The 3258-nt window shown below is 61.3% G+C and carries 4 protein-coding genes; 2 read left to right on the top strand and 2 right to left on the bottom strand.

The annotated features are described in order from the left end of the window. On the top strand, positions 1–1105 hold a 1105-nt coding region (locus ABSG20_RS33115), incomplete at its 5' end, for a glycogen synthase (protein WP_423868654.1). A 405-nt stretch (positions 1106–1510) separates the two neighbouring features. On the opposite strand, the gene ABSG20_RS33110 is transcribed toward ABSG20_RS33115, so the two are convergent. Both ABSG20_RS33110 and ABSG20_RS33105 read right to left on the bottom strand, forming a co-directional pair. Continuing rightward, complete coding sequence (locus ABSG20_RS33110; protein ID WP_423868653.1) at positions 1511–1729, bottom strand: hypothetical protein; 219 nt, start codon at positions 1727–1729, stop codon at positions 1511–1513. Positions 1730–1986: 257 nt separating this feature from the next. Continuing rightward, entirely contained in the window at positions 1987–2070 is an 84-nt protein-coding gene (locus ABSG20_RS33105) for a DUF3309 family protein (RefSeq protein WP_423868655.1), read from the bottom strand. A gap of 575 nt (positions 2071–2645) precedes the next feature. On the opposite strand from ABSG20_RS33105, the gene ABSG20_RS33100 reads away from it, so the two are divergent. Next, positions 2646–3258, top strand: a 613-nt coding sequence (locus ABSG20_RS33100) for an FAD-binding oxidoreductase (protein ID WP_423868652.1), incomplete at its 3' end; no start/stop codon positions are given.

The following is a 3258-nucleotide window of genomic DNA, read 5'->3' as shown; positions in this document are numbered from 1 at the left end:
CTGGCCCGATAATGACGTTCGCTTCGGGCGTCTGGCATCGGCGGCTGCCCAACTGGCCGCTGGCCTTCTGGACAAGAGCTGGGCTGCGGATCTGGTCCATGCCAACGATTGGCAGTCCGCGCTGGTCCCGGCCTATCTCGCGTGGAATGCAATCGATATCCCGACCATCCTGACCATCCATAACCTGGCTTTCCAGGGCCTGTTTCCGAAGGAATCGCTGCGGCGGATCGGCGCCCCCGATGAGTCATTCCATATCGACGGCCTCGAATTCTACGACAAGCTGTCGTTCCTCAAGGGCGGCATCGTCTACGCCTCGCACCTGACGACCGTCAGCGAGACCTATGCCCGGGAGATCACGACATCGGGACTCGGCTGCGGCCTTGAGGGCCTGCTGCGCCGCCGCTCCGACGCCGCGCAGCTCACCGGAATCCTGAACGGCATAGACGAGAGCTGGGATCCGAAAGTCTGCACGCAACTGACCCGACCGTTCGGCGCGGGCGACTGGGAGGCGAAGCGCGCGAACGCCGACTGCGTGCGGCAGAAGTTTGGCCTGGCGTTGTCGCGCGGACCACTGTTTAGCCTCGTCGCCCGCCTCGTTCATCAGAAGGGCGTCGATCTCGTGCTGTCGGCCGCCGACGCCATCGTTGCCGGTGGCGGCCAGATCGTCGTGACCGGTCGCGGGGAGACGCGTTTCGAGGAGGCGCTGGTCGATGTGCACCGCCGCCGGCCCGATGCGATCGGGGTTGATATCGGATTCGACGACGGCGAGGCCCGGCGCATTTTTGCCGGCAGCGATTTTACCTTGATGCCGTCCCGGTTCGAGCCGTGCGGACTGAGCCAGATGTATGCGCAGCGGTTTGGCTCGCTGCCGATCGGGCACCAGACCGGCGGCCTCGCGGAAACCATCGCGGATGGCGAAACCGGCTTCCTATTCGCGCATCCCTCAATCGAGTCATTTCTCGGCGGTATCCGTCGCGCGTTCGCGACGTTCGGAGCGAAGGATCGCCTCAACTCGATGCGCCGCAGCGCCATGTCGCAGTCATTCAGCTGGGACGTTTCCGCAGCCTGCTACGACGCGCTTTATCGAAAAACGGTATCAACTTAACGCACGGCGATGCCTACGGTATATCTGTGCTTTCAGAAGGTCGGATGGAGGCATGGTCCTACCTTGGCGGCTGTAACTCGCCGACCAGCCAGCCAACATCCCCAGACCTCATTGGATCGGACGCTATAGCGATTTTTTCGACGTGGTTGCAATTGGAGCAGTCGAACGTGCGGAGTTCGAATCCCGTAGGCCCCGGAGAGATGCGCGAAAGAATCATGCGCGTTTGGCATTTCGGGCAGCGGAGCCGCTGAATTGCGAGCAGCGGGATTGCGGCTAGATGATCGGTCATGGTCTCACCCTAAGTCAGGCGGGAGCGCGAAACTCTCAGTCGCCGGCAGATACCGTTGGGGGGCGGTGACCGAACCAACATGCTCCGAGGGGTTCGGCGTCGCCGGTCAATATTGATCAGGTTCTGAAATAAATCGGATAACCAACGCCATGACGAAAACGCGGCGACGGCGAATCGCGCTCGGAGATTTTGCCTTGGATGGTCAAAATCGCACAGACTCTTTTGAGTTGGCAGCCGAAGATGCGGGTGCGTTTGGCGGTCGGTAGGCGCAACGAGGAAGAGACGGGCCTGCGATGCGCCATCTGCGACGGCACGGAGACGATCAACTGTGCCAACCAGACGAGCCAAATCGCCGCCAGCCCATGGTCTGGCTTATGAGGGAGTCCTGTATCCCCCTGCGGGACTCCCTCTCGCCGGCTAGTTCCCCAAGGCGAAGGTAGCTGCTGATTTTCTGGCGTTGGTACCGCTGAATAATGCGGCACGCGGATGTCCGTCGAGGTGGAGTACGTTCAGTGGGCGTGCCCTCCGCGGTGTATCCCGTGGATAGCCCACGGCTAGAACGGCCATTCAAAGAACGCGGAGAGTCCGTTTGTCACCAGTGACCTCGACTGCGACCCCAGTACCCGCCGCCACCGAACAAGAGCACGACCACGACGATAATCAGGATTAATTCCATGGGATTTCTCCGTTGACGGCGACGGCAGTGTTTGCCGCGTACCTAACCATCCCAACGGCCTCCTCAAAGTATTGTTCCCGACAAGCGTCAACCCGACTTGCGGAGTGTGAGCGATGTGGCTCAGTTCACCCGGGTTCGAGCGCGCGTTGCTTGGCCATGGCTTGAACAACGGCGTGATGACGTTGCCCGACCAGGCTTTGGCGCAATATTTCTGGCCGGCGCTGGAGCCGCATACCTCAGCGGTGGGTTCGGGGTTGGGGAGTTCGGCTTCTGCGCCGTCGTTCCTCGCCTTTCGAGGAGTTCTTCCTTCGGATCGACCCAACGACATTTGGGGGGCACTTTGCCCCATAAGACTGCGAATCGGCAGACTGCGAATCGGCGGACAGGACCGAATGACCCCTCCGCGACACCGGCGGCGCCCAACGGCTGTGCTTTCCGATGTCGGTTATGCCCTGTCATAATGCGTGTTTTGCTGCCAAGATGCGGTTTGAGGTCCCAGGACGAAGACTCGGATTTACCGTGCTTGTTGGCGTCGCGACGCCGACTGAGGATACTATGTTCGCTCGGAGGAAACGATGAGACGGCAGAAAAAATTCTATGCATGGGGCTATGCTGACGAAGATCTGACGTCAGACGAAATCAGGCTTTGGGAAACCGATATCGCGGATCGATACAGCCTCTCTGGGTTCGACGTCACGCCGCCGCCCAAGGCGGAAGAGATTACGCTGCGTCGGTCGCGAGTCGCGGTGCCTTCCGCGCTGCAACCTATCGTTCGCACCGATCATCTCACTCGGTTGGAGCACGCTTACGGCAAGGCTTGGTTCGATGCGTGCCGGATGTTCAGCCGCTCGGTGCCCAATCCGCCGGACGCAGTGGCCTTTCCCGACAACGAACAGGACATCGTGCGCATCCTCGCATGGTGCGACCAGATCGGCGCCAAGGCCATTCCGTATGGCGGCGGCTCGTCCGTCGTGAAGGGCATCGAACCCGCTCCAGAGTTTGAAAAGGTCGTGACGATCTCGCTGCGCCACATGGACAAGGTGCTGGAGGTCGATCCGGTAAGCCACGCCGCGCGCATCGAGGGCGGCGTTTACGGGCCGCACATCGAAGACCAGCTGCGCGAGTCGCCGTTCACGATGCGCCACTACATGCAGGCCTACCGCTGCTCGACGCTGGGCGGCTGGATCG

Source organism: Bradyrhizobium sp. (assembly GCF_049512235.1).
Lineage (GTDB): Bacteria > Pseudomonadota > Alphaproteobacteria > Rhizobiales > Xanthobacteraceae > Bradyrhizobium.
Note: the sequence above shows the minus strand (reverse complement) of the source record. Positions and strands in the feature narration are given on the sequence as shown.